Annotated in this window: 4 protein-coding genes and 2 pseudogenes; 5 read left to right on the forward strand and 1 reads right to left on the reverse strand. The window is 62.5% G+C overall.

Annotated elements, in window-relative coordinates; translation table 11 throughout:
- The first annotated feature begins 145 nt into the window (after positions 1 to 145).
- Together M2400_RS33305 and M2400_RS33310 are read left to right on the forward strand one after the other, a co-directional pair.
- Positions 146 to 1,150, forward strand: a complete 1,005-nt coding sequence (locus M2400_RS33305; RefSeq protein ID WP_259201410.1) for an ornithine cyclodeaminase family protein — start codon at positions 146 to 148, stop codon at positions 1,148 to 1,150.
- Positions 1,147 to 2,541, forward strand: a complete 1,395-nt coding sequence (locus M2400_RS33310; RefSeq protein WP_259201408.1) for an aromatic amino acid lyase — start codon at positions 1,147 to 1,149, stop codon at positions 2,539 to 2,541. The genes M2400_RS33305 and M2400_RS33310 overlap by 4 nt, the downstream gene beginning before the upstream one ends.
- A gap of 107 nt (positions 2,542 to 2,648) precedes the next feature.
- Here the strand turns inward: M2400_RS33310 and gstA are convergent, their stop codons facing one another.
- On the reverse strand, positions 2,649 to 3,251 hold the full coding sequence (gene gstA, locus M2400_RS33315) for a glutathione transferase GstA (protein WP_177131144.1): 603 nt from the start codon (positions 3,249 to 3,251) through the stop codon (positions 2,649 to 2,651).
- Positions 3,252 to 3,349: 98 nt separating this feature from the next.
- Between gstA and M2400_RS33320 the strand changes: the two genes are divergently transcribed.
- The 3 genes and pseudogenes from M2400_RS33320 to M2400_RS33715 form a co-directional block, all read left to right on the forward strand.
- Positions 3,350 to 4,219 carry a LysR family transcriptional regulator gene (locus M2400_RS33320; RefSeq protein WP_259201406.1) on the forward strand — a complete coding sequence of 290 codons (870 nt, stop codon included), beginning with the start codon at positions 3,350 to 3,352 and terminating at the stop codon, positions 4,217 to 4,219.
- A 272-nt stretch (positions 4,220 to 4,491) separates the two neighbouring features.
- Positions 4,492 to 5,115: pseudogene (locus M2400_RS33710) on the forward strand (PAS domain-containing protein); the annotation flags it as partial.
- Between the two features lie 171 nt (positions 5,116 to 5,286).
- Positions 5,287 to 5,706: pseudogene (locus M2400_RS33715) on the forward strand (methyl-accepting chemotaxis protein); the annotation flags it as partial.
- Positions 5,707 to 5,818: the final 112 nt, after the last annotated feature.

Here is a 5,818-nt window from a genome sequence, read left to right on the forward strand (position 1 = left end):
TGCTCCCGCTGGGCTGCGCAGCGGCCCCAAAATCCTGGGAGCGCTGCGCACTCCAGCGGGAGCAAGCTCCCTCGCCACAGCAAGCCCCCTCACCCCATAAAAGCATCTTCAGCGCCGACCTTCGTAACCCATCAGTGAGCAGACCATGCAACCGATCTACATCGACTTTCTCAACGGCCTGGACATCGACGAACTGGCCCTGACCAACGACGAAATCCTCAACGCCATCGAATCCAGCCTGGCCATCCAGGGTCGCAGCGAGGCGGTGATCGAGCCGCGCATGCACCTGATTCCCGGCGGCGCAATCAACGGCCACTTCAACGTGCTGCGCGGCGTATTGGGCGGCGCGATCGGCTACGCCGGGGTCAAGGTGGTGGGGGATTTCGTCGACAACTACCGCAAGGGCTTGCCCTCGGAACTGGCGATTCTCAACCTGCTGGACCCGGCCACCGGCATCCCCAAGGCCATCCTCGACGCCTCGGCAATCACCGACATGCGCACCGGCGCAGTTACCGCCATCGGCGCCAAATACCTGGCCCGGCCCGACAGTAAAATCCTCGCGCACATCGGCGCCCGTGGCACCGCCTACTGGAACGTGCGGCTGCTGGACCACCTGTTCGACTTCGACGAAATCCGCGTGCACTCGCGCCGCAGCGAAAGCCGCGAAGCCTTCGCCGAACGCCTGCGTCGCGACCTCGCCAAGCCGGTGATTGTCACCGACGATTGGGAGTCCACGGTGCGCGGCGCCGACATCGTGGTGGAGGCCTCACGCCTGGACCAGCCGCAACCCTTGCTGCACACCGAGTGGATCAAACCCGGTGCGTTCGTGGTGCCCTACGGCACCATGAGCGCGGTGGAACTGTCGTTGACCGACATCATGCACAAGTTGGTGGTAGACGATTGGGGCCAGTGCAAAGGCGGGATGTTTGGCGCCTTGCGCGCTCATGTCGACGCGGGAAAACTCAGCGCCGAGACCTTGCATGCCGAGTTGGGGCAGATCGTGGCCGGCTTGAAAACCGGTCGGGAATCCCCCGAGGAAACCATCCTGTTCTGGCACCGTGGGTTGAGCCTAAGCGATATCGCGTTGGGCCATGCGTTGCTGGAAAAATCCAAACGCCTGGGGATCGGCCAGCGGCTGCGCTGGGCATGATTCACTTCGATCCCGCGGGTTTGGCAATTGAGGATCTGCTGTCAATTGCCCGGCAAGACGCGCCGGCTGACTTCAGCGAAGTGGCCCGCCAGCGCATCGACGAAGGCCATCAACTGTTGCTGCGTCTGGTGGCGACAGGCACGCCGATTTACGGCGTCACCACTGGCCTTGGTGCGGCAGTGGATACGCAGGTCGCGCCGGTGCAGGCCAGCATTCCACTGGGGCGTGCGGTGGGGGTGGGGCGCCTGGCCAATCGACAGGAACTACGGGCAATCACCGCAGCTCGCCTGGCCGGATTGGCCCAAGGGCGTTCGGGTATTTCACCGGGTGCAGCGCAGGCGCTGTTGGCGTTACTCAACTCCGGCGTCGAGCCCGAGGTGCCGTTGCTCGGTTCGTTGGGCGAGAGCGACCTGGCGCCGTTGGCGCATTTGAGCCTGGCGCTGAATGTGCCGCTGACGGGCAAGGATGGCCTGGCGCTGGTGTCGGCCAATTCCGCGAGTATCGGCCTCGGCGCGTTGCTGGTGGCCGAGGCCGAACAGGCATTGCAGGCCGTGTTGGCGGGGCTGGCGTTGTCGTGTGAAGGCTATCGGGCCAACCTCAGTCCGTTCCAGCCATGGGCTTCGCGGTTGCGTCCGGCGCCGGGGCAAAGCGGGCAATCAGCGGCCTTGTTGGCGTTGCTGGCGGGCGGCGAATTGGCCGATAACCCACGCCGGCTCCAGGACCCGCTGAGCTTTCGTTGTGCCACGGTGGTTCAGGGCGCGGCGCAACAGGCAGTGCAGGCATTGCGCGAGTTGATCGAACTGGAACTGGCCAGCGGTGCGGACAATCCGGCGTTGATCAGCGAAGAGGCGCTGGTGCTCGCCACGGCGAATTTCGACAGCACACATTTGGCGCTGGCGGCCGAAGGCTTGGGCCTGGCCTTGAGTCGCGTGGCGGTGTGCAGCGCCGAGCGGATTGCCAAGCTGTTGTCACCGGCCTCCAGTGAACTGCCGCGCTTTCTGATCAACCAGCCCGGGCACGTGGGCATGGCCGCGTTGCAGCGCACCAGTTCGGCGTTGGTGGCGGAGATCGGGCACCTGGCCAATCCGGTCCCGGCGGTGAGTGTGCCGGTGGCGGATCGCGTGGAAGATTATGCGGGGCAGGCGCTGGCGGTGATCGAGAAAACCCGGCAACTGGTGCAGCGTGTGGTGTGGCTGGGCAGTATCGAATTGATCGTGGCGGCGCAGGCAGTAGACCTGCGCGGCAGCGTTGAACTGGGCGAGGGCACCCGGCGTATTCATCAGGCGGTGCGCAGCCAGGTGGCGCACCTGGATCGGGATCGCTCGGGGTCAGTGGATGTGTTGGCCCTGGCCGCCTTCATCGAGAACGCAGGCTTGAACCCCATTCTCTAAATCAAAGAAGCTCAACTGTGGGAGCTGGCTTGCCTGCGATAGCGGTGTTGAATTCACCATCGCTATCGCAGGCAAGCCAGCTCCCACATTTTTTACTGCATTTCAGGTCATGGGTTTTCAGCGGCCAGGGCGGCAATCACTGCCGGGCGTTCACCGATCCGCTGTTGAAACTTCGCCAACGCCGGCCACTGCTGCAAGTCGATATCAAAGAACCCCGCCCAACGCAGCACCACAAACAGGTACGCATCCGCCACCGAGTACTGCGCGCCCAGCAGGTAATCCTGGCGCTCCAGTGTCTGCACCAGAATCGCAAACCGCTTGAACAGCGTGGCCTTGAACAGCGCCTTCACGTCATCTGGAATCGCGTCCTTGAACAACACCCCCAGCCCGCCATGAATCTCGCTGGAGACAAAGTTCAGCCACTCCTGCAAACGCACCCGCTCCCAACTGCCATTGACCGGCGCCAGGCCCGCCGCCGGCACCTGGTCGGCCAGGTATTGCAGGATGGCGGCGCCTTCGGTCAGCACCTCGCCATTGTCCAGTTGCAGCGCGGCGACATAACCCTTGGGGTTGATCTGCAAGAAATCATCACCGTCAGCCGTGAGCTTTTTCTGGTTGTCGACGCGAATCAATTCAAACGGCAGGGCCAGTTCCCGCAACACGATGTGGGAGGCGAGGGAACAGGCATTCGGGGAAAAATACAGCTTCATCAAGGTAACTCCGCAGGACAGTTGCCTTCAGTCTCACGGGCGTGGCACCTTGCGTAAAATTAATCTTTCAGAATTCTGCCATAAGGACAGCTACTGTCATGATGAACCTGATGCACTGGCGCCTGCTGGTGGCGGTGGCGGACAACGGCAGTATCACCGCCGCCTCTGAACGGGTGGGCATGACCCAGTCCGCTGCCAGCCAGGCGATGGCCGCTATCGAAGCCAATCTCGGGGCGCAGTTGTTCACCCGCGAGGCGCGCCAGACCGTGCCCACCGCTCTGGGCTTGCAGGTGATTGAGCAGGCGCGGGTAATGCTGGGGGCCTTGCAGGCGATTCGCACCACGGTGGATGAAGCGCGGCCGATGCTGCGTGGGACGATTCGCATCGCGAGTTTCCCCATGGTGCTGGCGGTGTTTCTGCCGCCGCTGCTGCGCCGGTTCAACCAGCTTTACCCGGGCATCGAGGTCACGGCCCTGGAAGTCACGGACGATGAAGTGAATACCTTGCTCGACGCGAACCTGATCGACCTGGGCGTGGTGCTCAACCCACCGTCGGAGCGCAGTGCGGCGGTGCTGGGGCGCGATAACTGGGTGGCCGTGCTGCCGATGGCCCATGTGTTTTCCCGGCGCCCGGCCCAGGCCACGGTCACCCTGGAAGAACTGGTGGAGCAACCGTTCGTGCTGGCCACCGGCGGCTGCACCGTCAACGCCCGCAGCCTGGCCCAGGAAGCCGGCCTGGTGTTGCGTGAGGTGCGGGTGGAGGTGCGGGAATGGAACAGCGCCTTCAGCCTGGTGCGCGAAGGCGTGGGCGTAACCCTGGTGCCCGAGATGACCCTGCCAGCCCAGCGCCATGGCTTGCGCGTGATGCCGTTGATGGCGCCGGTGCACCGCGAGTTTGCCTTGGTGACTTCACGCCACCAACCACCCTCCGATGCGGTTAATGCTTTGTTGCAAATGCTGGCTGACTAGTGGCCTTGCATAGCGCCAACGCCTGTCTATGCTCACCCAGAACCGTTGATGACGCTCGGCATATAAAGCGTTTCGGATAGGTTTCCCCATAAAGGTCTGCGATCAAGATTCAAACCGTGAATGGAATGCGCCCGCGTGGGCGTCGGGATAATAAAGGGTGATCTGACATGTTCAACCGCCAACACAAATCCGACCTGCTGGAAATCGAACGCTTCTCCTGTGCCCTTACCGAAGCCAAAGCCAAATTGGCCGCCATCAGCCGTTCCATGGCAATGATCGAGTTTGATCGCGACGGCATCGTGCTGGATGCCAATGAAAACTTCTGCAAGACCATGGGCTACAGCGCCGAAGAAATTCGCGGCAAGCATCACCGGATTTTCTGCGAAGAGGCCTACACCCACACCGACGCCTACGCCAAGCTCTGGCGCGACCTGGGCCGTGGCGAGCCCCTCAGCGGCACCTTCATGCGCTTGAACAAGCATGGCCAGGAAGTGTGGCTGGAAGCCAGCTACATGCCGGTGCTCGGTGCCGACAACCAGGTGCAGAGCGTGATCAAGGTCGCCTCGGACATCTCCGCACGGATTCACCGCGAGCATGAAAACCAGAGCCTGATCGACGCCATCGGCCGCTCAATGGCGGTGATCGAATTCACGCCACAGGGCCAGATCCTGAATGCCAACGACAACTTCCTGAAGACCGTGGGCTATTCCCTCGGCGAGATCGTCGGCCAGCACCACAGCATGTTCTGCCATCGCCAGGAAACCGAGTCGCCGACCTACAAGGCGTTTTGGGCTTCCCTCAATCGCGGCGAGTACCACTCCCATCGTTTCGAGCGCAAAAACAAATACGGTCAGACGCTGTTTTTGGAAGCTTCCTACAATCCGATCTTCGATACCAACGGGCGCCTGTACAAAGTGGTGAAGTTCGCCAGTGACATCACCGACCAGGTCACCACCCTGCGCACGGCTGCCGACTCGGCCCACGCCACCTCGGTGCAGAACGACGCCTGCGCTCGCAAGGGTTCGGAAGTGGTGCAGCAGACCGTACAGATCATCGAAGAAATTTCCCGCGACCTGAACGAAGCCGCCGTGAGTATCGACGCGGTCAGCAAGCAGTCGGACATCATTGGCAGCATCGTCCAGACGATCCGTGGCATTGCCGACCAGACCAACCTGCTGGCGCTGAACGCCGCAATCGAAGCGGCCCGGGCCGGTGAGCATGGGCGCGGGTTTGCGGTGGTGGCGGACGAGGTGCGCAGTCTGGCGGCGCGCACCAGCCAGGCGACGATCGAGATTGTGGATGTGGTGCGCAAGAACCACGACCTGTCGATCAGCGCGGTATCGAGCATGCAGTCGAGCTTGAGCCGCACGGGGCTTGGGGTGGAACTGGCGAATGAGGCGGGGCAGGTGATCCTGGAGATTCAGGAAGGGTCACGGCATGTGGTGGATGCGATCAGTCAGTTCAATTCGACACTTCAACTGCAGTAACACACCGTTATGGCCGAGGGATAACCTGTGGCGGGGGGGGGTGGGGCCCCGGGGGGGGGGAGCGGCCCCCAAAAAAAATGGGGGCCACGACAAACAACGGCGACAAACACCA

The organism is Pseudomonas sp. BIGb0558, from assembly GCF_024807515.1.
Lineage (GTDB): Bacteria > Pseudomonadota > Gammaproteobacteria > Pseudomonadales > Pseudomonadaceae > Aquipseudomonas > Aquipseudomonas yamanorum_A.

What these genes read in the sequence shown, in the direction of transcription:
- M2400_RS33305 (WP_259201410.1), top strand. Translation starts at nt 146, where the DNA reads ATGCAACCGATCTACATCGACTTTCTCAACGGCCTGGACATCGACGAA.
- M2400_RS33310 (WP_259201408.1), top strand. Translation starts at nt 1,147, where the DNA reads ATGATTCACTTCGATCCCGCGGGTTTGGCAATTGAGGATCTGCTGTCA.
- gstA (WP_177131144.1), bottom strand. Translation starts at nt 3,251, where the DNA reads ATGAAGCTGTATTTTTCCCCGAATGCCTGTTCCCTCGCCTCCCACATC.
- M2400_RS33320 (WP_259201406.1), top strand. Translation starts at nt 3,350, where the DNA reads ATGATGAACCTGATGCACTGGCGCCTGCTGGTGGCGGTGGCGGACAAC.